This is a genomic window from Pseudoalteromonas sp. PB2-1, assembly GCF_045040605.1.
In the GTDB taxonomy this organism is placed as follows: domain Bacteria; phylum Pseudomonadota; class Gammaproteobacteria; order Enterobacterales; family Alteromonadaceae; genus Pseudoalteromonas; species Pseudoalteromonas arabiensis.
The window spans coordinates 265,546-287,664 of record NZ_CP090668.1; the positions used below are offsets into that span (position 1 = coordinate 265,546).

The window sequence follows — 22,119 nt, forward strand, 5'->3', positions numbered from 1 at the left end:
TTTTAAGCAAACAGATACAAAAAAAGAGGCCAAAATCACATTGGCCTCAGAACAACTAGGATTAGCAGGATTAGGAATAGATTACTGGATCTGGCCTCTAATTTCCCCACTCGGGTTAGCAGGTGTATGTACATTTACATAATGACCGCCAGAGGCGAGTACTGAAAAGGTGTCGGCATCAATCATCAAGCCAGCGTTGCTCATCCAGCGATTCATATCATCGCTATCTTGCACAAGGCCAACCAATACCGGGCCATTTTCACCTGTCACACCGGTATGAATATGCGCTGCGCTGGCGTCGCTCACACCTGAGGTGAGTACTTGTAGTTCAACACTGTAATCATGGGTGTTCACTAATGCATAGCCATCACCTGATGCGCTTGTCACAACACTTGGTACTTCTTGTGCACCGCTTAGCGGGAAGGTCACAAATACATAGTTATCAGTTAAAATTTGCCCACGTAGCTCACCGCTAGGATTAGCCGGCGTGTGCACATTAACGTAGTGGCCACCTGATGAAAGTACTGCAAAAGTATCTGCATCTATCAAGATGTTTTCAGGTGTTTGCCATAGGTTAATGTTATCGCTTGACTGTTCTAACGCCGCAAGTACATCACCGTTCATACCAATGCGGCCAGTGTGGATGTGCGCAGCAGTTGCATCACTTACGCCCTCTGTTAATGCTCTTAACTCTAAGTGGTAATTATCCATATTGACTAGTGCATAACCACTGCCTGACGCCATGGTATCGACTGCGGGTACTTCTTGCATGCCAGTTAATGGGAAAGTCACTAATTGATAATTATCTGTCAGAATTTGGCCTCTGATTTCACCACTTGTATTAGCAGGTGTATGAACATTTACATAATGACCACCTGATGCAAGTACCGCAAAAATATCTGCGTTTATCATTGTATTGGCAGGTGTTACCCAGGTGCCGGCATCAGTTGTTGACTGCTCAAGTGCAACAAGTACATCACCATTAGTGCCAATTCGACCTGTGTGAATATGAGCGCCTGTTGCGTCATCTACACCTGTTGTGTTTACACGAAGCTCGAGGTCGTAATTATTCATATTAATAAGAACATACGCTTCACCACTAGCATTGGTGGTAACAGCAGGTACTTCTTGCTCACCATTGAGTGTAAAGCTTGTGAACGCGAAGTTGTTGGTAAGTATTTGGCCTCGTAGTTCTCCGCCAGCATTAGCAGGTGTATGAACATTTACATAATGACCACCAGAAGCAAGCACCGCAAAAATGTCAGCATTTATCATGGTATTTGCAGGAGTCATCCAAACGTTACTGTCACCCATTGATTGTTCAAGAGCGACGAGTACATCACCATTAGTGCCAATTCGACCTGTGTGGATATGTGCTGCAGTTGCATCGTCTAAGTTTGAAGTAACAACCGTGAGTTCTACGCTGTAGTCAGTTGTGTCTACTAATGCGTAGCCATCACCACTGGCCATGGTGTTTACCATAGGCACTTCTTGCTTACCACTAAGATCAAATGTTGCCACAGCGTAATTATCAGTCAGGATTTGTCCGCGAATTTCGCCATTCGCAAATTCAGGGGTGTGAATGTTCACATAATGTCCACCATCTAAGAGCACCGCAAGAGTATCACTGTCAATGGTGGTTCCCTCAGGCACAACCCAATCAGTCATAATTTCATCGTCTTGTTCTAAAACCACAAACACATCACCATTTGAACCTAATTTGCCTGTGTGGATGTGCGCTGCTGTTGCATCATCTAGACCCATAGTGACTGCGCGAAGTTTAAGTTCTGTACTTGCACTATCGTAAGATGCGTAACCGTAACCCATCGCATCGGTGTCGTTCATAGGAACTTGCTGATTACCATTTAAGGCGAAAGTGATGATGCTCGTTGTATCTGGCACTATTTGTGCGCGGAGCTCGCCGTCTGCAAATGCTTCAGTGTGGAGGTTGATATACCAATCCCCGTCCATTAAATCAGCGATCGAGCTTTCATCAAGGTCGGTAATAGCCACTTCATACATACCTTCACTTGTTGCTTCAAAAGCGAATGCAACGTCGCCATTCTCACCCAAATCACCATCATGAATGTGCGCAGCACTAAACCCTTCTACTGAGCTTGCATCTAGCGTTGCACGAAATTGCATTAAACTTTCATCAAGCTCTACGGTTGCTGTGGCGGTTTGCATTGAGTTATTCATTGGTACTTCTTGCTTGCCGCTCAAAGTGACAGAGTAGGTTTGGCTGGGACTGAATTCTTGTACTGGGGGAGGGGTAATCACTTCATTATCGTCGTCCTCATCACTACAAGCAGTGACTAGAAGTAAGCTGCTTACCAAGAGTATGTATTTCATCGTTCTTCCTTATATCTTTGTATGTTCGGACGGTACGACGTGTCCATTTCAATAAGGCTTACGACAGGTGTTTAAAAAGCGATCACAAAAGGTTATTAAAAAGTTAAAACACACCCCTTTAGGATTGATTTTTGACGAATTTAAGAAGTAAGAGTTAGATAGCAATTACATGCAAAGATAATTTGAACAGTTATAGCAGTTTAATTTAGTGCTGATAGGTTTTGATATAGGTACGGGTTATGCATTAGTTTTTTAATTTCTTAGTTAAACGTCAAAAAATTCGCGATAGGAAAACTATGCAGTTAACTTCATACACATCTTCATTACTAACAGAGCCATTATTGGATCAGCAAAATAAAAAATTGGACCAGCAGAATAAAAATGAGCTAAACCCAGCAAGTGAAAAAGCAACAAACCTTCAAAACTCAAAACAACAAGCAACTGATGTCGATTCTGATCCTGAAGTAGAGGCTAAATCGAAAACATCACAAACACAACAAGAGCTAGTAGCTAAAATAAAGGAGTTACAAAATAAGATTAATAGTTTAAAAAGTAACGAAGAGCTAGCTCCAGAACAACGAGAAAATGATTTATTTGAACTTAATAAACAGCTTGATGAAGAAATCAATGCAGTTCAGCTTACAGTAAAAAGGAATGTTTCTACGATGATTAACTCTTTATTCGCACCTACGTCCAGTACTCACTCTGGTATGCTGTTCAATAATAAAGCATAAGTTTTAAAGTTAAGTGGTAGTCTTTTCAGATATGTTTTGTTAGAAAGCATTGTTTCAGCATCAAGCTACAAAATTTTATCGCTATAACTATAGGCAGAGTACTGGTAATTTGTAGTTGCTTTGCCAATTGCATATTCATACGTTCGCTAAATAACATACTTTATAAGTGAATGTATGAGAATACACATAAAAACAAATAGGAAGAACCATTTAGTGTGAATCGTTATAGGTGACCCGCGTTTGGCTGTTCTTATCATGGTTACTGGGTAATTATATTCAACAAGTGTTTTGAATAGTTCAGGATGCTCTATACTCCAGTCATTTAAAGGGATCGAGTTACCATAACGAGTTTTGAAAATAACAGAAAATAGGTAGGCTCGTCTTGGCTCTGGGTCGTTAATATCGTAGCCGCTTTTGGAGCGTGTGAAATTCCATACGGCTTCAACATTAAGTAAATCCTCTCTTTCAAGTGTCCGTGCTTTTCTGTCATCAAATAAAAGAGCTGGTAAGTAAATTTGTTCTTGGTTAATTTTAATTTCGCATAGTGGGGACTCTTGAATAAAGTAACGTTTATTGGCAATAAACATCTGAATTAAAAAGTAACTAAGATAGGTAATGATCGCGGCGCCAATAGCGACCGCACCGGATTGTGTTTGCCAAACAAGTAGACATGCAATAATGAATACAGCAGCTGTGATTATTTTTGCTTTTAATCTTTGTGCATTAGGTAAGGGCACAGCACATCTTAAAATCGGTATCTCAGGCTGCACTTTTGTTTTTATTAAAGTCTGAAAAAAGATGGATTTAAAATTGTCGCGTGTTAATTCAATAGTAGGCGCTTCCATGTGTCCTCGTTTAAAAATCAAGCATTTGAGATAAAATAGCAAAAACAGAGTTTTATTATCAACTAAAGTGTTAACTATCGTTTGTTATTTATAAAGAGTTTATTATCTTAACACTGCTCCCTTGAAAGTGAGTATGCTTTGTCATTCAAAGTTGTTCACTCTAGCTTAGCTATTCGTTATATCCTTTACAAAACCTGATTACCTCTTTTTTCATAAGCTAAAACATATCTAAACGTTGAAAATTTTTTTGTGTACTCGTCATCAACTAACCACTCAAAATATAAGAAGAAATTTTTCAGCTGTATGCCATTTAGGAAGTTCCAGTATGAAAGTTATACAAATTTTCACTAAAACACTATTGCGAACTATTACCGTTTAGATTAATATGCTGACCATCAAGAGAAATGAGAGTGGTTTGCATTCATGTATATCTGTTTATGCCATGGTGTGACTGATAAAAAAATCGAACAAACTATTGATGATGGCGCAATGACGATGCGCGATCTGTCAAAAGAGCTACAAGTGGGTAGCCAATGTGGTAAATGTTGCGGTTGCTGTAAAAAGATTCTTAACCGTAAACTCATTGAAATCGCAGACATCACAGAGCAAGTAGCATAATTACTTGCTCTTAAACGTGTTTATTTAACTATTTTTCTTACCTTTCTGCCTTATCTTTATTACTTCGTACGCGTTTTATTTGCTTTTAACCTCCTCATTTATTAGGGTTATGTCAAAGCAATGTGTGTATCACACAGTCACGGGTAGGAAGCCATGATAATTGACTCTCCCAAATATCTTTTTTGTGCAATTTTTTTTATGATAGTGGCAGGCTGTGCGCAATTACCTTCTCGAGAGTCTATCCAACCAAGTTATGCTATTAAAGCTGATACACCCAGTACAATAGGAGATGCAGTGGGGAATGTTCATCCTGGTTTATCAGGGTTTTATCCTTTAGTAGATGGAGTCGATGCCTTTGTCGCAAGGTTGGCGCTCATTGATTCTGCAGAGCACACCATTGATGTGCAGTATTATTTATATCACAGGCAGCAAACAACAATTTTATTCACCGCTTTTTTACTCAAAGCGGCTGATCGCGGCGTAAGAGTAAGATTACTACTTGATGACTTATCTCAAGCCGATAGTGAAATTGATTTAGCAGCGTTGGCTGTCCATCCCAATATCGAAGTGAGATTGTTTAACCCGTTTCCTAATCGCCGCTTTAGAGCATTGGGTTTTGTGAGTAATTACAGCCTGCTTTCAAGACGAATGCATAACAAAAGCTTTATTGTTGATAATAAAGTTTTTATTACTGGCGGCAGAAATATTGGTAATGCATATTTTTCCGCGGAAGATCACTCAGAGTTTATTGATTTAGACGTAATGAGCGCAGGTGACATTGTACCCAAAGCATCAAAAGCGTTTGATTTATATTGGAATCATCAATTATCGTACCCCGTTGAAGATTTGCATGGTAGTCGTGATGAACAATCTCTTGTTAATATCACAGAAAGCTTACGAGCCTATGTTTTGCAAAACCAAGACAGCAACTATGTAGAGCAACTTCGTGAAAGTGAGTTTGTGAAGCGTTTACAAAACGATGAGATCCAGTTTGATTGGCAAGAGTCGACTTTATTCTTCGACCACCCTGATAAGCTGCTCAATGATGTGAGTGAAAAATCAGCTAATATGTCGCCATCTTTATTCAAAGAGATGGGCCAACCAGAGCATAAAGCAATTATAGTCTCACCATATTTTATCCCTAAAGAACAGGGCGTTGAGTTGCTAACCAGTTGGGTAAAAAAAGGGGTAGATGTTACCGTACTGACTAACTCATTAGCAGCGACTGATGTTTCTGCTGTGCATGCGGGTTACAAGAAGTATCGTGCAGATTTAATTCGTGGTGGCGTTAAACTTTGGGAATTAAAACCTAGCGACTTAGTTGCTATTAAACGCAAAGCAGGGCGTAAGGTGACGGGCTCATCACAGGCAAGCCTTCATGCAAAAACGATGACGGTCGATGATAAGAAAATTTTCGTTGGTACTATGAATCTCGATCCGCGCTCTTTTGACCTAAATACTGAAATGGGCGTATTAATTAATAGTAAAAAACTCAGTCATTTTTTAGCGCACTGGGTTGATAAAAAAATGCCAGACTATGCTTGGAAAGTAGAATTGAAGAATCCAAACGATGACCAGCTAATTTGGCTTGATACAGTAAACAACAAACAGTTTGAAAAAGAACCACAAACCTCATCGTGGCGGCGTTTTCAAGTTTGGTTTATATCGCTGTTTCCGATTGAGGATGAACTTTAGTTATAACTGCAAACCTAATCTTCGGCCCAACTTTTTTAGTTGGGCTTTTTTGTATTCATACTTTAGTTGTTAACATTTTCGGGATAAAAAACGCCAGTTGAGCGTACACGTGTAAGTTTAATATATTCAAGTGCTTAGCATAATTAAGAAAATTAAATATAAAAAAATGTTAAAAAAACTGGTTGGACCAATTGATCTATTGTTCAATTTATGACGTAATGTAGGTATTACTATCTGGTCGGATGAGTTTATTATGAGCTTACGTACAAAATTAAAAAAAGTATTACCTAGTATTTCAATTACAGAACAAGAAGCGTTAGATGCGGGTGATGTTTGGTTAGAAGGTTCAATCTACCAAGGTAAACCTGATTTCGATGCACTTCGTGATGTTCCAGCTGCTAAGCTGAGTGCTGAAGAGCAAGCATTCTTAGATGGTCCAGTGAAAGAATTATTATCAATGATTGATGATTCTGAAATTCAAAACGGTGTTCATCTACCTGATTACATTCTTGATTTCTTGAAAAAAGAGCGCTTTTTCTCGCTTATCATTCCTAAATCATTCGGCGGTTTAGAATTCAGCCCTTACGCAAACTCAACAATCGTTGCGACTATCGCGACAAAGAGTTCTGCGGTTGCGGTAACCGTGATGGTTCCTAATTCATTAGGCCCAGGTGAGCTATTACTGCACTTTGGTACTAAAGAGCAACAAGATCACTACTTACCACGCCTTGCTAATGGTCGTGATATTCCATGTTTCGCACTAACTAGCCCAGAAGCGGGTTCAGATGCGGGTGGCATTCCAGATATCGGTGTTGTTAAACGTGGCCAGTTCAATGGCGAAGAAGTGTTAGGTTTAGAAATTACTTGGGACAAACGCTACATCACACTTGCGCCAATTGCGACAGTGTTAGGTTTAGCATTCAAAGTCGTTGACCCTGATGGTTTACTCGGTGGCAAAGAAAACCTAGGTATTACCTGTGCGCTTATTCCTAAAGATCACCCAGGTGTTGAACTTGGAAATCGTCATGATCCTATGGGTATCCGTTTTTATAATGGTACGACACGCGGCGAAAAAGTATTTGTACCAATGGACTTCATCATTGGTGGTCAAAAGAATATCGGTCGTGGCTGGCAAATGCTGGTTAGCTGTTTAGGTGCAGGCCGTGGTATCTCGTTACCGGCACTAGGTGTTAGCTCATCGCAAGTTGCATTTAAAGGTGCTTCTGAGTACGCAGCAGTCCGTGAGCAGTTCGGTCTTGCGATTGGTCAATTCGAAGGTATCCAAGAAAAGCTCGCTGATATTGCGGGTAAAACGTATCTTCAAGAAGCGATGCGTGTATTAACAACAGAAGGTTTAGGCATGGGCTTAAAACCATCTGTAGTCACTGCAATTGCTAAATACCATATGACAGAAATTGGTCGTAACGTGCTTGATTCAGCAATGGATATTCAAGCGGGTAAAGCGATTCAAAATGGTCCACAAAACACATTAGCAAGTGGTTATGTTGCACAACCAATCGCAATCACGGTTGAAGGTGCAAACATTCTTACTCGTAATCTAATGATTTTTGGTCAAGGTGTAATGCGTTGTCACCCATATCTACAAACTATGGTTGAGTCTATCCACAGCGAAGACAAAAATGCAGATAAAGAATTCAACAGCATCTTACGTAAAACAGTGGGCTACAGCGTATCTAACAGTTTGCGTGCTTTCCGCTTAGGTGTATTACCGTTTACTGCGGGTGCTAAATCGTCATTACCAGAAGTACGTGAATACGAAAAAGCAGCACATAAACTATCTGCAAAACTTGCAGTTTACGCTGACTTCTCATTATTAGTACTTGGCGGCAAGCTTAAACAAGCAGAAATGTTATCTGCACGTTTAGGTGACGTAATGAGTTTCTTATACGCAGCGATGGCGTCGATTAAATACTACGAGCAAAAAGTAGCAAGCAGTGAACGTGAGCAAGCCGCACCTTACTTCCATTATGCGACTCGCTTTGCACTACAAAGCGCAGAAGAAGCATTGCATAAGTTTTTAGATAACTTCCCTGCAAGTGGTACTCGTAAGTTTATGCGTTTCATTACGATGAACTACTCAATGAAAATGCCTAAAATCAGCGATGATTTAATCCGTGAACTTGCGACTCAAGCGCAAATGGATACCGCATTTAAAGCGCAAATCACTCATTTGGTTAAACCAATTGAAGGTGATGGTCATTACATCAATGAGCAAGCGTACAAAGCGAAAATGGCATGCCTTGATTTACTTGCAAAAGTTAAAAAAGCACTGCGTGCTAAAACAATCAAGCCGGGCGTTCGTTTTGCAGAAACACTTGATAATGCACTTGTGGCAAGTGTTATTAACGAAGAAGAGTATGCAAAATTGATTGACTACAACAAGAAACGTGAAAAAGCGATTCGTGTTGATGAGTTCGACTTTGATATGAACTTGCTTGATGACAATGCAAAGCCAGTTAACCCACTTAAAAGTGTGGTAAACGAGTAATTCAACAATGCAAGTCCTGAGCAGTATTAGGACTTTATCTTCGAAAACCCGTGCTTAGCACGGGTTTTTTATTGCCTAAACTTCCCGTAAAAATATACGCAATCTGAGTAAGCTAAATAGAGAATAGAAGCATTAGAATCGTTACACACATAGAGACCGTTTACAAAGTGCGCGCATAATCACAGACTATAATGGTTATGTGAGTACTCAACGCAACTATGACCCATTTGGTAAACCACGTTTAGCCAGTGGTGGCTTAATGCCGGTTGGAAACGCAAAGCTAAATGACTTAGCAGATGCAAAAACACGACGTGGCTTTACTGATCACGAGCATTTGGATGATATTGAGCTTATTCATATGAACGGTCGGGTGTACGATTATAACCTTGGTCGGTTTATGTCAGTTGACCCTGTTATTCAAAGCCCAACGAATAGCCAGAGTATTAACCCTTATTCATATATTATGAATAACCCCTTAGCGGGAACTGACCCAACAGGGTATTCTGCAGTCTGTGCTTCTAGCGGGACGTGCCCCATAGATACGGTTGTAACAACCGAGAGTGGCGGGAAAGTAGCAGTTAAGATGACTGAGGCTGCTTTTAAAAAAGTTAAGTCTCTGATACAAAAGAATGGAAGTTTTTCAATAAATATTACAGCGAAGAATAAAGGAGCAATTAGTGATATTGGTAATCTCAAGGAAGGAACTCAAGGTTCAAATAGCGGCAATAGCATAGGCCAAATGAGTGCCTCTTCTCAAGACCAGCCTCTTGATACTCGAATTCAATCACGACCTACAGAAGGTAAAACTGGCAAGTATAGCCAAGATCCAAATGCAGGAGATAAAGAATTCCAGAAAATTTTGCTTAGGTCTAGTGGAGATATTGCAGCAGAAATTGAATTGGCAAAAGCTAATAAAGATAGAGCTCGTTTAGGGTTGGAAGTTGGAGTTGCAATTTATCAAGATGGAGATGGGTATACCGCTTCTCGACCCAGTACAGATGTACCAACTGGAAAAGCTATTGGAAGTAATCATTTGAATTTAATTGATGCATCACCAGTTCCAATTAAAAATGCGAAGGCAATCGTTATATATAACCCTTATAAAGTGCGTTCAGTAAAAGCTCGATATGAAAATTATATGCGATTATCTAAACGACTGAACGCTCCCGTATATGTAACATCCATGTACTCACGAAGTGAAGTATTTATTCACTCAGATGTAAAAAATGATAGGAGCAACAAATGACAAAAAAAATTATACTTATAACTTTTTTACTGACTTTTATTAGCTGTAAAAGCTATGGAGAGTTGACAGTCAATGAAGTAATTTCAAGAGCTGAAGAGTTAAACGGCAAAAAAGTCACGATAAATGGTTTTTTTAGTGCTGGGATTTTCTATGAAAATAGAGATGCATATGAGAACTTCACCGCAGAGTTTTTAAAAGTTCCTATACTTGGTGAGTGGAAAGAAGGGTACTATAAGCATTGCAAGTCAAAAAATGTTTTAATTACAGGTGTTTATACCAAATTGGATTTGAAGGGGGAATTGGGTAACTATTTATTTGATATTACTGAATTTAGACCGGTAGACTTACCTAACAATAATTGCTTAGACTTTTTAGAGCCGTGGGACTAACTCAGGCTAGATAAAACTATGCTCTCAGGATTCTTGCTGCGAGCTGTTTGTGGCCGAGTGATCCCATTTTAAGTATAAAGATAGAATTAATAAAATCTTGATTTTTATTTTCTCAGGCGTTAGAAGTTTTTATGCATTCAAATATCAACTAAATGAAACAATAAATGAATAAATTTTTAGTATTTTCAATCGTTGTTTTTGTTTTAATAAGTTGTCAGAGTCAAGGAGCTCTTTCTGTTAATGAGTTACTCAATAAGCGTGATAAGTATAATGATCATCAAGTAACGGTGGAGGGTTTTTTCGGTTTTGACACTATTTATAGTAATAGAAATGACTATGATAATTTTGGAGATCACTTCCTTTTTGTTTCAATAAAGGGCGAAGGTAATGAGCAATTTTTTACAGAATGTACTGAGCAGGAAGCAATATTGACAGGGACTTTCAGAAAAGGGAAATCAGATGGAGGTACTAGAAACTATTTACTCCATATTATTGAATTCAGGCTAGTAGATTCACCAAAAATTAATTGTTTGAAGCTTTTGGAAAATTAAAAGTTATTAAGTGCGCAGTCAACCCCAGCAGAACTGCGCACTTACTAGCAGCAGACTGTGCAATCTGTGTTAGTGCCACTATGTAGTGGCGCTGGCTCAAGTAGCTTGCTCTGCTGTTTTAAAGTGACATGGCTTACTGAGATAGTATGATAACTTTGATACTTTTCTGCAATATAGCGATTCTGAAGTTGTACAATTTTCTTTAAATTATGAGGAAGTAAAGGAAATAAAGTGTTTTTCTCAAAAGAAGGTAACGTTGTGTGCTGAGCATTTAGAAAGTTTGGATTTTATGACGTAAAAAGCAGGGCTATCTTGACAGTGAATAAGGTATTCACATATTTAAACTTTAAAAAAGAAGTGCAGCTGTTTAAAGATATCTCAAGTGCTGGGGATTTAGTATATGGTTATAGTCGAGTTTTGCGGAGTGACTATTTACCTATTACAGAAAACAAAGTGCAAAAAAACTATTTGGCGGTATATCGGTAACAGTTGAAAGTGAAGAAGCTAAGTGGTTAGTACAACCAGAAGACATAGAACAAGGAGCAATTAAGGGCTTATACCCTCTAAATTATTTGAATTATCAAGATTTTAGTATCTTACAGGAATATTCAGGCGGCTTTTTTGATAGCCAAGATAGAGCTAGTAATATCTTATTAATAGATCAGCAATCTCAAAAAAAGTTGTCTGATATATCGTCATTGAAAAAGTTCACACATTTTTCTGAAACATAGTAATGCAAGGTATTTGAGCTACATTTATCTGTGCAAACCTAAACCACAGCTAAAGTAACCTTAATTGAGTCCAAAGTCTTATAGTGAAGTGACCCCCAATAGTTGAATATTCCAATCACTGGGGGGTCTTTTATGTCTACATATAGTAGAGAGTTCAAACTAGAAGTAGCAGCTCAAGCCGATATCAAAGGTTCGCGGCTGCTTTTTGGACTTCCCATACTTTCTCTATAAAAGTTATTACTAACTAAGTTCATTTTTTGGTTTCATTTTTTCTCACACACCTAAAATACAATTGAAATGATAATTATTTTTAATTAATCTCTTGCTCTTTTATAGGTACAAGGAAGGAAAATGAAAATTAAAAAATTGGTTTTACTAATATCAGCTGCATTTGTTACCACACAAGCCGTGTCGCAAACTCAAAAGCAGCCAAGCAAAAAAGCACTTTCTGATATTGAAGTGATAGAGGTTTTAGGGCGAAGCGCGCAAACAACATTCTCTGATTACAGTTATTCAGTTACCCGCACTGCTGCTGATATTCTTGAGATCCCACAATCAGTAAGCGCAGTAACCAAGGAGGTGATACAGGATCAAGCAATGATGCGCTTAAACGATGTTACATCTTTTATTAGCGGCGCGAATGAATACTCTGTGTATGATGACATTACAATTCGGGGGTTTCGCAGCCAAGACGATCGCCGCGTCAATGGTATGCGTACTCATAATAACTTTTGGAATCAAACCTTAATTGCTCATGTTGAACGTGTCGAAGTAATTAAAGGGCCTGCTTCTGCTGTATTTGGTGATGCAAGCCCTGGTGGCACGGTTAATACAGTAACTAAAAAACCGCTTGGTGAAAGCCGCCATAGCATTAGTGCTCGCTTTGGTAGTTATTCTGATAAATATGTCGCATTAGACACAACAGGCAAGGTAGCTAGCAATGATCGTTGGCTTTATCGATTTAATGCTGGCTACGAAGATTCAGAAACGTTCAGAGATAATATTTTTAATGAGAGTTTATTACTCTCACCCAGTTTTACATATTTACTAAGCGACGATACTAAAATTAATGTTGAGGTGGTTTACTCTGACAGCAAGGGGTTACTCGACCGCGGTCAGCCCAATTTACGTAACGCGACCGATTTATCTCAGGTGCCTATATCTTTATCCTCAAATCAGCCAGGGGATAAGCTAGATACAACCTCGTTATCATCAAGTGTGACTTTAGACCATCATTTTAATGATTACTGGTCATTGGGTTTTAAATACATGCATTTAGATAGTGAGCAAAAGCTGGTTGAGCATCGTGCAGCGACATATGTTGATGGATCAGACTCCGTATTTAATGTTTGGTATACAGACCGGGATATTGATGCCGATTCAGATAATGTGACTGCTTACATAACAGGCAAAGTTTATATCGGTGATGTTGAGCACAATATTGTCATTGGTGGCGATTACATTGATAACCATAAACTCAATGCGCAACGAATGAGTCGCTCGGCAGGTACATTTGATATTTTAAATCCAACCTATGAGCAACCCGATATAGCAAGTTACAATTTAGGCGACCGTTTTGAATTTGGTGGTGGATTAAAAAGTAACGGCCTTTACATTCAAGATCATATTAAATTCGATGACTGGTCAATTTTAGCCAGTGTACGTCGCGAAGATTATAAGTTAACAGATCTAAATGGCAATGAAAGTTCAGACAGTGATTTCTTACCTCGCTTAGGTGTTGTTTATAATCTTACTCAAGACTCAAGTGTCTATGCCAGTTGGGTAACTGGCTTTGAACCCCCATCCACATTTTTAAATACCAAAGAGCAAGGTGGGCCATTTGGACCAATCGATAGTTACCTCTACGAAATTGGTTATAAGGCAAAGTTATTTGACGAAAAGGTGTTGCTAACAACGTCCATCTATCAAATAACAAAGCAGAATGTGTTAGTACAAGATTTTGCTCGTTCACAGCAATTAGGTTACCGAGTTTTTCGTCAAAGGGGTGAGGAGCAAGCCACAGGTTTCGAAATCGATATTAATGGGCAGCTCTCTGATAATTGGTTAGTGATTGCTAATTACGCCTACAATAGGGCTGAAATAACTGAAGACACGAATACGCTTTTAATTGGTAAACAAAAAGAAAATGCACCAAAAAATTCAGCTACACTCTGGAGTAAATATAGCTTAAACGATACATGGCAGTTAGCGGCGGGGGCAAGCTATGTTGATAAGCGCAATACAACCGACGAAGCTGTTTTGCCATCGTATACACTGTTGCAAGCAGGTATATACTTCAAGAAACCAAGTTGGAGTGCTGCATTGCTTGTTGATAATGCACTCGATAAACAGCACTGGAGTGGTGGTTATGGTTACGGGCAGTTATTTGTGGGTGATCCACGTACCGTTAGTTTGACTGTAAACCACACGTGGTAGCACATAATGAATAGGCCTTAACAGGCCTATTTTTTTATTGGTTTGCCTGACATAATCTGGCTGTGTATTTTTATATTGTTTGTTGATGTCAGAATTTTATTCTTTATTAAAAAATAACTATCAAGATATTGAAGTTATTAATGTGATTAGCACTCTATGGAGCGGCTGTGGCGAAATTATTCGTTGTCGATTAGACGATGAAACACGGGTCATTAAATTGATTTCTATGCCTGATTTCATTGAACACTCGCGAATTGAGCAAAGTCAATTTGCCCTAGCCAGAAAGCAGCAATCTTATTTAGTTGAATACAATTGGTATAAGCAATACAGCTCATCTTTACCAGACCAAGCTGCCGCCATTCCTTGTTTTAATCAGATACAGAAGCAAAATCAATTTGCTTTAATTTTTGATGATTTTACAGCGTTTGGCTATCAGCAAGCTCAAGACCACACTCAACATATTCATGCAATACTTAAATGGTTAGCGCACTTTCATGCTTTTCATTTATCAACCCCAGGCGAGGGGTTATGGCCCAGAGGCAGTTATTGGCATTTAGCCACGCGTCCTGATGAATACGCGCGAATGCCCGACTCACCTCTTAAAGCCGCAGCTGTACATATTGATTGCGCACTTTATAAATGCAAATATCAAACACTAATACATGGGGATGCAAAGCGTGCTAATTTTGCTATCAACTCACAGACTAATCATGTACTTGGTTATGACTTTCAATATGTTGGAAAAGGGGTTGGCGTTATCGATGTAATGTACTTTTTGGGAAGTTGTTTAAATGAGAGCGCACTAAAGTTAAATGCGCATACCTACCTAAATCGATATTTCGCAGAGTTAAATACAGCACTTAAACAGTATCAGGGCACTATAAACGCAGACGATTTGATCAGTAGTTGGCGTGAACTGTGGTGTTATGCATGGGCTGATTTTTATCGGTTTTTAGCAGGTTGGAGCCCTCAGCATGTAAAGATAAATGGTTATATGCAAAACCAATTCAATGAATACCTGAACAAAAATAAGGAATACGATGAATAAGCCTATTCGTTTTGCCATTATTGGCTGTGGAGCGGTAACTGAGGTAAAAAGTGGCCCTGCTTATCAGCAAGTAAAGGGTATTGAACTTATTGGCGTTACGCGCAGAGATTTAAACAAAGCGCATGATTATGCTACACGCCATACTGTACCCAAAGTATTCGCAACTAACAGCGAGCTAATAAACGATGAAATGGTTGATGCTGTTTATATAGCAACGCCACCCGATAGTCATAAAGAATTGGCGCTCGAAGTTGCCAAAGCAGGCAAACCTTGCTGCATAGAAAAGCCACTCGCTCCTAGTTACGAAGAGAGCTATGCAATTGTTGAGGCGTTTAAATATGCTAAGCAACCATTATTTGTCGCTTACTATCGACGCTCTTTACCACGGTTTAATAAGGTTAAAGAACTTATTCAAAATGGCCAAATTGGCCAAGTACGCCATGTAAGTTGGCACTTAAGTAAAGTGCCAAGTGAGCTTGATTTGTCTGGTGAATATAATTGGCGCACTGATAAACGTATTGCTCGTGGTGGCTACTTTGATGACTTAGCGAGTCATGGCTTAGACTTATTCGCTTACTTACTGGGCGAGTTTACTCGGGTTCATGGTTTTAGTTCAAATCAACAGGGGTTGTACTCAGCATTTGATGCTGTTACGGCTCATTGGCAGCACAGTTCTGGTGTGACAGGTGTTGGCAGTTGGAATTTTGCCTCTGCTAAGCGTTTCGATGACGTGGTTATTTATGGTAGCAAAGGTGAAATACGCTTTAGTGTATTTGATGAAAAACCAATTGAGCTCAATAACCTTGCTGGTAAGTGTAAATTTTCCATCGAAAACCCCGTTCATATTCAACAGTTCCATGTTGAAAATATAGCGAGGTTTTTTGACCAAGGGGCGCCACATCCATCGACAGGGGAATCCGCACTTCATACAAGCTGGGTAATGGAACACATTTTAGCTAATTAATGCACATAAGCATTATTAAATGCCTCAATAATGACTTTTTGCTCAGGAGCTGGAAACAGCTCCGATAGCCGCTTGCTAATAAGAGTTTTGACTCTTTCACTTTGAAGAGCACGGTCAAATAACGCAATGGCTTGTCTTCCTTGCGGCGAAGGTGAACATGCTATATAACCAAAAACAGCTGCTTGATCAGGCTCAATGGTTAAATAACGTATTTTATCCGTACTAGTAGCGCGTTGATATCTGTCTATAAACACGTCTCTATATTCAATAATGGCATCTATTTTGTTTTGAAAGAGCATCTGCCCCAAACGACTCGCATTGGTTGCGCCTTCAAGTTTAAAAAAGTGTTTTTCATTATTTTTAATAAAGGTATCTATATCTACGGAATACGAGCGCCCACTTGTTATGCCAATTGTGAGGTCGTAGTCATTGATTGCTTTTTCCAGTGACAGTGAATCAGGTAAGGTAGGCATATTAAATACAATGAGCCTATTTGCAGGAAATGCCATAATTGGGTGGCGAGTAAATAGGGCGTTAGCCTCTCGTTCAGGCGTTTTTAACTTATTGTATAAGCAAACATCAGGAAGCATACTGAGTTGTTTCCACTCTCGTAATCTGCTTGCGGGAACAAACTGGATGTTTATTTCATCTTGTATTTCTTTTACAGCTTCGAGTAAGAAAATTGTTGCTTCATTTCTCGGCTTACCACTGGCTTGCGGAATAAAGTCATCCATCACTTTTATTTCTAAAGGCTCAGAATTAGCTGTCGGACTTAAAAAAGCGAGGTTAAATAGTATTAAAAAAACGAGCGAATGTATTTTCATGCTACGTTGATACCTAAAAATTAAATAAATTGTGATGTTGTGCCACACCAGTTTGTTGCAAAAAAATTAATATTTCGGCCTTTTGATTAATATTAGACCTATTAACGAAATTAATGCAATAACAACGCATTTTTTGCGGTAGCGCGGGCTATTATACGCTAAAATAGGCGTAATTTATTTCATTTAGGTTCTACTTATGTCTATTAATGTAATTACTCATCCGTTAGTTCAACACAAACTTGGCCTTATGCGTGCAGAAGGTATTAGTACAAAAAGTTTCCGTGAGCTGGCGTCTGAAGTAGGTACTTTGCTTACTTACGAAGCAACTAAAAACCTACCACTAGAAAGCGTGCAAATCACAGGATGGGATGGTTCAACATTAGATGTAGAGCACATTAAAGGTAAAAAAATTACTGTTGTGCCAATTTTACGTGCCGGCCTTGGCATGATGGATGGCGTGATGCAATTATTACCCGCTGCAAAAGTGAGTGTTGTGGGTCTTCAACGTAACGAAGAAACACTTGAGCCAGTGCCTTATTTTGAAAAGTTAGTTGGCAAAATTGATGAGCGTTTAAGCCTTGTTATTGACCCAATGCTGGCAACAGGTGGCTCAATGATCGCCACTATCGATATGTTGAAAAAAGCAGGCTGTAAAGATATTAAAGTCATTGTATTAGTGGCAGCCCCCGAAGGCGTAGAAAAAACCCTTGCGGCACACCCTGATGTTGAAATTTTCACCGCATCATTAGACAGTCACTTAAACGAAAAAGGATATATCATTCCAGGCTTAGGAGATGCCGGTGACAAGATTTTTGGCACAGTGTAAGGCGCTCACGTGGAAAATCATCAACCATTTTCGTTAAAAACCATTCTTACCGGCGCGCAAATGCTGTTTGTAGCATTTGGCGCACTGGTACTTGTGCCCTTACTGACAGGCCTTGATCCCAATGTGGCTTTATTTACCGCAGGTTTAGGGACTTTACTGTTTCATGTGGTTACCAAAGGCCAAGTTCCTATCTTTTTAGCATCGTCTTTTGCTTTCATTGCACCCATTATCGCCTCGGTACAAATGTGGGGCATTCCTGCAACAATGGGCGGTTTAATGGTGGCGGGCTTTTGTTATTTTGCGCTTAGTTTAATTGTAAAGTTTAAAGGCGTAAATGCTCTGCATAAAGTGTTACCGCCTGTGGTTGTTGGCCCTGTGATTATGGTCATTGGTTTAGCTTTAGCGCCAGTCGCTGTGAACATGGCAATGGGTAAAGCTGGTGATGGCAGTGCGCAATTAATCCCTTATGAGCAAGCTATTTGGGTTTCAGCTTTATCATTACTGGTTACGCTGATTTTTGCTGTATGGGGTAAAGGTGTATTTAAACTCATTCCTATTCTTGCCGGTGTGGTCGCAGGCTACCTCGCTTCGTTATTTATAGGTATTGTTGAATTTAATCCGGTCACTCAAGCGAACTGGTTTGCAGTACCGGCATTTACCTACCCTGAGTTTAAGTGGCAAGCTATTTTGTTTATGGTACCTGTGGCAATAGCGCCAGCCATAGAACATATTGGCGACATGATGGCAATTAGCCAAGTAACGGGTAAAGACTATTTGAAGAAACCGGGTTTACATCGCACTTTATTAGGTGATGGCCTCGCTACCTCCGCGGCATCGGTTTTTGGTGGTCCACCTAATACAACGTACTCTGAAGTAACGGGGGCGGTAATGCTTACCCGTAACTTCAATCCACGGGTGATGCTTTGGACTGCTATTATTGCGATTGTGCTCGCGTTTGTAGCAAAAATGGGTGCAGGTTTACAAACTATTCCGGTGCCTGTGATGGGCGGCATTATGATTTTACTCTTTGGCTCTATTGCCGTGGTTGGTTTAAATACCTTAGTAAAATCGGGTGAAGACCTTACCGCGCCTCGCAATCTGACTATCATCGCACTGATTTTAGTGTTTGGTATTGGTGGCATGCATATCGGTGGTAACGAGTTTAGTTTGCAAGGTGTGAGCTTATGCGCAATCTTGGGGATTATCTTAAATGCTGTTCTCCCCAAAGCAGTGCAACAACCTGATTAGAATTTAGAAACTGCTTGAATATTGCACCAAAAAAGCGCGTTAAATATGCGCTTTTTTTGTAACTATTTAAAAAATAAGGAATTATAAAACTGGTCTACTAACTGCATTTATCTCTATGTCATACTGGTAGGAGCGATTATGCAAGAGGCAAATGTTGTGGATATTACCCCGTTTTTAGCGAAGCATCAGTTACCACTGAAGTATCAATACTTAAGTGAGCAGTTTTTTATACCCCTCGCGCACGATATCTTAAGTGCAAAAATAACTGGCCAACCTATGCTAGTGGCTATCAACGGCTGCCAAGGCTCAGGTAAAACAACCCTCGCTGATTTTTTAGTGACCTGGGTTAATAGTAATACCGAATTCAATAGCGTGTCATTATCAATCGATGACTTTTATTTAAGTCGCGATGCTCGCTCTGAGCTTGCTAAAGACGTTCATCCTTTGTTTGCAAGTCGTGGGGTACCAGGGACGCATGATACGCAATTAATGGAGCAAACCTTGTCAGCCTTGTTGGCAGGTAAAGTGGATGTGCCATTACCTCAATTTGATAAGCTAACTGATGATCCAGTGCCAAAAGAGCAATGGCCTAGTAGCCAAAAGCCGATTGATATCGTGTTTTTTGAAGGCTGGTGTGTAGCCAGTACACCGCAGCAACCTTATCAATTACAAACTCCAGTTAATGAATTAGAACAACAAGAAGATGCCGACGGCATTTGGCGCCGTTGTGTCAATAGTTGCTTAGCGAATGAATATCAACATGTATTCGCGATGGCTGATTACACCATTATGTTAAAAGCGCCTTCATTTGAAGATGTGTATGCGTGGCGCTTGGAGCAAGAGCAAAAGTTAATTGCTAAAAAAGGCCAAGGGCAGGGCACCTTTGACGAAGTGAGTTTAAAGCGTTTTATCTCTCATTTTGAACGAATTACGCGTGAAAACTTAGCCACTCTTACGCACAGCGTGGATGCGTTATTATTGCTTGATACCGAGCGTGATATCACCAAGATGGAACTACTGGCTGACCAAATTGCACAACCACTTATTTTTACAGACTTAGACGGCACATTACTTGATCACGATAGTTACGAGTGTGAGGTAATCAAACCTTTTTTGGCAAAGTTGAATGAAAGTGGTGTCAATGTCATTTTTAACACCAGCAAAACTTTTGCTGAAGTTACTGATATTCAAAAAGGTTTAAATCATCATCATCCTTTTATTGTTGAAAATGGCGCGGCCGTTTATATCCCAAAAGACACTTTCAAAGTAAAACCGATTGGCTGTGATGAATATAAAGGTTATTGGCGCTTTGCTATGACACAAAGCACCGATAAATTGCATGAAGATCTTAAGCAATATGCGAGTGATTACAGTCATTGTGTGCGCTTATTTAGCCAATTTAGTGCACCAGAAATAGCCGAGTTAACAGGACTACCTGTTGGTAAAAGTGAACTGGCTTTACAGCGCCAGTACTCAGATCCGGTTTGTTTCTCGGGCAACGATGAAGAAAAGCAAGGCTTGATAGATGCTATGAGCCAAGCAGGCTACGAAGTGCTTGTTGGCGGGCGTTTTATTCATTTAACCAAAGGTAACAATAAAGGTCTTGCACAAAAATGGCTGTTAAATCAGTTTAAAAAAGCCTATCGCAATCCATTTACTGTGATAGCCCTCGGCGACAGTCAAAACGATGTGGCCATGCTAAAAGCGGCCGACACCGCCATTCTAATCAATAATCCTGGCAGCCAGGTGCAATCACAAATATTACAAAAAGCCTGGCAGCTCAGCGAAAAACCAGCCCCAGCAGGTTGGGTTCAAGAAGTTTCTGCGTTAACTATCATCAAAGCGCGTTTTGCAGCAAAACAGGAGCAATCTCATGGCTGATTTTTATCAAAATGGCATTATCACGACCTTACACAATATTGCTGACCGCCCAGTAGAAGAGCTAGAAAAAGAATTATTGGGCTTTTCAAAACAACGCCCAATGGGACTGATTTTACCGTCGCTTTACAGTGAGTTAGAAGGCCCCGCTTTGCAAAGTATTATTGCTGAGCTCAAACATGTGCCTTATTTATCGCAAATTACCATTGGCCTAGATCGCGCCGACGAAAGCCAATATCGCCATGCACTACAGTTTTTTGCTGAGCTTGATCAGCATCATAAAGTACTTTGGAATGATGGCCCGCGTTTACAAGCGCTCGATAAAGAACTCCAAAAACTGGGCGTTGCACCACGAGAGCTAGGTAAAGGTCGCAATGTTTGGTATTGCATGGGTTATAAGTTGGCAACGTCAAAAGTTGAGTCAATTGCGCTTCATGACTGTGATATTTTGACTTACGACAGAGCGCTTTTAGCACGCTTAATTTACCCTGTTGCTCACCCTCGTTTTAACTATGAATTTTGTAAAGGGTTTTACCCGCGCACCGCTGAGGGCAAAATTAATGGCCGCGTGTCACGTTTGCTGGTAACGCCGTTATTGCGCTCATTTAAAACAATTTTAGGTAGTAATGATTATTTAGAATATATGGACTCGTTTCGTTATCCGCTAGCGGGGGAGTTTTCGTTTCGCCGTGATGTACTCAACGATATTCGTATTCCAAGTGATTGGGGCTTAGAAATTGGTGTGCTATCAGAGATGTATCGAAACTACTCGCATAACCGTTTATGTCAGGTCGATATTGCCGATAATTACGATCATAAACACCAAGACCTATCGCTCAGTAATCAAGCAACCGGATTGTCAAAAATGTCGATTGATATCACTAAAGCTTTATTTAGAAAGCTGGCTACACAAGGGGTGACCTTTACAACAGAAACAATTCGCTCATTAAAAGCGACCTATTACCGTATTGCACTCGATTTTATTGAAACCTATCACAACGATGCGCTCATGAATGGCTTAACGCTCGATATTCACCAAGAAGAAAAAGCTGTTGAGATGTTCGCGCAAAATATTATGAATGCGGGTCAGCACTTTCTAGAGTACCCAATGGAAGCCCCCTTTGTGCCGAGCTGGAACCGTGTTGCCTCTGCCATGCCAGATGTGTTTGCGCGCTTAGAAGAAGCCGTAGAGCTTGATAACAAAGATTACATTTAATGGGGAAGG

General features: G+C 39.9%; 17 protein-coding genes. 14 read left to right on the forward strand and 3 right to left on the reverse strand.

The genetic code is table 11. The annotated features are described in order from the left end of the window. Nucleotides 1-81: 81 nt before the first annotated feature. The gene (locus tag L0Z67_RS18125; protein ID WP_392353713.1) at nucleotides 82-2,352 is read right to left on the reverse strand and encodes a CHRD domain-containing protein; all 2,271 of its coding nucleotides are present in this window, start codon (nucleotides 2,350-2,352) and stop codon (nucleotides 82-84) included. Between the two features lie 296 nt (nucleotides 2,353-2,648). Between L0Z67_RS18125 and L0Z67_RS18130 the strand changes: the two genes are divergently transcribed. Next, entirely contained in the window at nucleotides 2,649-3,086 is a 438-nt protein-coding gene (locus tag L0Z67_RS18130) for a hypothetical protein (protein WP_237115354.1), read from the forward strand. 146 nt (nucleotides 3,087-3,232) lie between these two features. Here L0Z67_RS18130 and L0Z67_RS18135 read toward each other — a convergent pair whose 3' ends face one another. After that, a complete protein-coding gene (locus L0Z67_RS18135; RefSeq protein WP_237115353.1) occupies nucleotides 3,233-3,823 on the reverse strand; it encodes a hypothetical protein in 591 nt (196 codons plus the stop codon). Between the two features lie 531 nt (nucleotides 3,824-4,354). Between L0Z67_RS18135 and L0Z67_RS18140 the strand changes: the two genes are divergently transcribed. The 9 genes from L0Z67_RS18140 (at nucleotide 4,355) to L0Z67_RS18180 (ending at nucleotide 16,118) form a co-directional block, all read left to right on the forward strand. Further along, nucleotides 4,355-4,549 carry a (2Fe-2S)-binding protein gene (locus L0Z67_RS18140; RefSeq protein WP_054554573.1) on the forward strand — a complete coding sequence of 65 codons (195 nt, stop codon included), beginning with the start codon at nucleotides 4,355-4,357 and terminating at the stop codon, nucleotides 4,547-4,549. A gap of 153 nt (nucleotides 4,550-4,702) precedes the next feature. Beyond that, complete coding sequence (locus tag L0Z67_RS18145; RefSeq protein WP_237115352.1) at nucleotides 4,703-6,244, forward strand: phospholipase D family protein; 1,542 nt, start codon at nucleotides 4,703-4,705, stop codon at nucleotides 6,242-6,244. 253 nt (nucleotides 6,245-6,497) lie between these two features. After that, nucleotides 6,498-8,753: an acyl-CoA dehydrogenase gene (locus tag L0Z67_RS18150; protein ID WP_237115351.1), complete on the forward strand. Its 2,256-nt coding sequence runs from the start codon at nucleotides 6,498-6,500 to the stop codon at nucleotides 8,751-8,753. Nucleotides 8,754-8,952: 199 nt separating this feature from the next. Further along, complete coding sequence (locus L0Z67_RS18155) at nucleotides 8,953-9,999, forward strand: RHS repeat-associated core domain-containing protein (protein WP_346657790.1); 1,047 nt, start codon at nucleotides 8,953-8,955, stop codon at nucleotides 9,997-9,999. Continuing rightward, nucleotides 9,996-10,388, forward strand: a complete 393-nt coding sequence (locus L0Z67_RS18160) for a hypothetical protein (RefSeq protein ID WP_237115350.1) — start codon at nucleotides 9,996-9,998, stop codon at nucleotides 10,386-10,388. The genes L0Z67_RS18155 and L0Z67_RS18160 overlap by 4 nt, the downstream gene beginning before the upstream one ends. Nucleotides 10,389-10,552: 164 nt before the next feature. Next, entirely contained in the window at nucleotides 10,553-10,939 is a 387-nt protein-coding gene (locus L0Z67_RS18165) for a hypothetical protein (protein ID WP_237115349.1), read from the forward strand. A 1,082-nt stretch (nucleotides 10,940-12,021) separates the two neighbouring features. Next, a complete protein-coding gene (locus L0Z67_RS18170) occupies nucleotides 12,022-14,106 on the forward strand; it encodes a TonB-dependent siderophore receptor (RefSeq protein WP_392353720.1) in 2,085 nt (694 codons plus the stop codon). Nucleotides 14,107-14,191: 85 nt separating this feature from the next. Further along, complete coding sequence (locus tag L0Z67_RS18175; protein ID WP_392353721.1) at nucleotides 14,192-15,154, forward strand: kinase; 963 nt, start codon at nucleotides 14,192-14,194, stop codon at nucleotides 15,152-15,154. After that, complete coding sequence (locus tag L0Z67_RS18180) at nucleotides 15,147-16,118, forward strand: Gfo/Idh/MocA family protein (RefSeq protein WP_062567156.1); 972 nt, start codon at nucleotides 15,147-15,149, stop codon at nucleotides 16,116-16,118. Before L0Z67_RS18175 ends, L0Z67_RS18180 begins: the two co-directional genes overlap by 8 nt. Here L0Z67_RS18180 and L0Z67_RS18185 read toward each other — a convergent pair. Continuing rightward, complete coding sequence (locus tag L0Z67_RS18185; RefSeq protein WP_237115346.1) at nucleotides 16,115-16,942, reverse strand: ABC transporter substrate-binding protein; 828 nt, start codon at nucleotides 16,940-16,942, stop codon at nucleotides 16,115-16,117. The two genes, L0Z67_RS18180 and L0Z67_RS18185, sit on opposite strands and share 4 nt — an antisense overlap. 196 nt (nucleotides 16,943-17,138) lie before the next feature. Between L0Z67_RS18185 and upp the strand changes: the two genes are divergently transcribed. The 4 genes from upp (at nucleotide 17,139) to L0Z67_RS18205 (ending at nucleotide 22,110) form a co-directional block, all read left to right on the forward strand. Beyond that, the gene (gene upp, locus L0Z67_RS18190) at nucleotides 17,139-17,768 is read left to right on the forward strand and encodes a uracil phosphoribosyltransferase (protein WP_062567154.1); all 630 of its coding nucleotides are present in this window, start codon (nucleotides 17,139-17,141) and stop codon (nucleotides 17,766-17,768) included. A 60-nt stretch (nucleotides 17,769-17,828) separates the two neighbouring features. Continuing rightward, a complete protein-coding gene (locus tag L0Z67_RS18195) occupies nucleotides 17,829-19,016 on the forward strand; it encodes a uracil-xanthine permease family protein (RefSeq protein WP_392353839.1) in 1,188 nt (395 codons plus the stop codon). A gap of 138 nt (nucleotides 19,017-19,154) precedes the next feature. Then, nucleotides 19,155-20,897, forward strand: a complete 1,743-nt coding sequence (locus L0Z67_RS18200) for an HAD-IIB family hydrolase (protein WP_062567152.1) — start codon at nucleotides 19,155-19,157, stop codon at nucleotides 20,895-20,897. After that, entirely contained in the window at nucleotides 20,890-22,110 is a 1,221-nt protein-coding gene (locus L0Z67_RS18205; protein ID WP_237115344.1) for a glycosyl transferase, read from the forward strand. Before L0Z67_RS18200 ends, L0Z67_RS18205 begins: the two co-directional genes overlap by 8 nt. Nucleotides 22,111-22,119: the final 9 nt, after the last annotated feature.

Coding starts and splice junctions, on each gene's coding strand:
- L0Z67_RS18125 (WP_392353713.1), bottom strand. CDS start 2,352: ATGAAATACATACTCTTGGTAAGCAGCTTACTTCTAGTCACTGCTTGT.
- L0Z67_RS18130 (WP_237115354.1), top strand. CDS start 2,649: ATGCAGTTAACTTCATACACATCTTCATTACTAACAGAGCCATTATTG.
- L0Z67_RS18140 (WP_054554573.1), top strand. CDS start 4,355: ATGTATATCTGTTTATGCCATGGTGTGACTGATAAAAAAATCGAACAA.
- L0Z67_RS18145 (WP_237115352.1), top strand. CDS start 4,703: ATGATAATTGACTCTCCCAAATATCTTTTTTGTGCAATTTTTTTTATG.
- L0Z67_RS18150 (WP_237115351.1), top strand. CDS start 6,498: ATGAGCTTACGTACAAAATTAAAAAAAGTATTACCTAGTATTTCAATT.
- L0Z67_RS18160 (WP_237115350.1), top strand. CDS start 9,996: ATGACAAAAAAAATTATACTTATAACTTTTTTACTGACTTTTATTAGC.
- L0Z67_RS18165 (WP_237115349.1), top strand. CDS start 10,553: ATGAATAAATTTTTAGTATTTTCAATCGTTGTTTTTGTTTTAATAAGT.
- L0Z67_RS18170 (WP_392353720.1), top strand. CDS start 12,022: ATGAAAATTAAAAAATTGGTTTTACTAATATCAGCTGCATTTGTTACC.
- L0Z67_RS18175 (WP_392353721.1), top strand. CDS start 14,192: ATGTCAGAATTTTATTCTTTATTAAAAAATAACTATCAAGATATTGAA.
- L0Z67_RS18180 (WP_062567156.1), top strand. CDS start 15,147: ATGAATAAGCCTATTCGTTTTGCCATTATTGGCTGTGGAGCGGTAACT.
- L0Z67_RS18185 (WP_237115346.1), bottom strand. CDS start 16,942: ATGAAAATACATTCGCTCGTTTTTTTAATACTATTTAACCTCGCTTTT.
- upp (WP_062567154.1), top strand. CDS start 17,139: ATGTCTATTAATGTAATTACTCATCCGTTAGTTCAACACAAACTTGGC.
- L0Z67_RS18195 (WP_392353839.1), top strand. CDS start 17,829: ATGCTGTTTGTAGCATTTGGCGCACTGGTACTTGTGCCCTTACTGACA.
- L0Z67_RS18200 (WP_062567152.1), top strand. CDS start 19,155: ATGCAAGAGGCAAATGTTGTGGATATTACCCCGTTTTTAGCGAAGCAT.
- L0Z67_RS18205 (WP_237115344.1), top strand. CDS start 20,890: ATGGCTGATTTTTATCAAAATGGCATTATCACGACCTTACACAATATT.